This window comes from Lentzea kristufekii, from assembly GCF_033949925.1.
Classification (GTDB): Bacteria; Actinomycetota; Actinomycetes; order Mycobacteriales; family Pseudonocardiaceae; genus Lentzea; species Lentzea kristufekii.
In genome coordinates, this window is record NZ_JAXAVV010000089.1 from 1 (window position 1) to 648 (window position 648).

At 73.5% G+C, this 648-nt stretch carries 1 protein-coding gene; it reads right to left on the bottom strand.

Annotated elements, in window-relative coordinates:
- Positions 1-604 (bottom strand): MFS transporter (locus SK571_RS46190; protein ID WP_319990437.1); only part of this gene is annotated, 604 nt, incomplete at its 3' end.
- Positions 605-648: the final 44 nt, after the last annotated feature.

Here is a 648-nt window from a genome sequence, read left to right on the forward strand (position 1 = left end):
GGGAGTCGCGGCTGGCCACGGGGGCGGCGGGTAGGGACCGGGCGGTGAGAAGTGGATCGGGTCGAAGCAGTACCCACAGCACGATGGCGGCCGCGGTGTAGGCGAAGACCGCGAGGATGAACGGGCCGGCGAGCGCTGGGACGTGCCAGCTCGTGGCCAGTTCGCCGGTCGCCGTGACGAGGTTGGGTCCGAGCACCGCGCCGAGCGTGGTGGCGACGAGCACCGTGCTCACCGCGCGGCCTCGGCGTTGCGGGGCGGCGAGGTCGGCGCCGGCGTAGCGCGCCTGGAGGTTGGTCGCGCTGCCCGCGCCGTAGACGAACAACGCGGCGAACAGCAGTACGGCGTTGTCGGTGGCGGCAGCGATGACGACGCCGAGCGCACCCACTGCGCCGGTGAGGTAGCCGCCGGCGAGACCGGCGCGTCTGCCGCGCAGGCCGGAGACGCGGGCGATCAGCAGAGCCGCGAGGGCGGAGCCGATGGTGAACAGTGCCGCGGGTAAGCCTGCCGCGCTGGTGGCGCCGAGCATGTCCTGGGCGAGCAGCGCGCCGACGGTGATGCCTGCGGCAAGTCCGGCGCCGCTGAGGATCTGGGCTGCGACGAGCACCGTCAGGATGCGTCTTTGGGCAGGGTGACGCGCCGTCAGGGTGG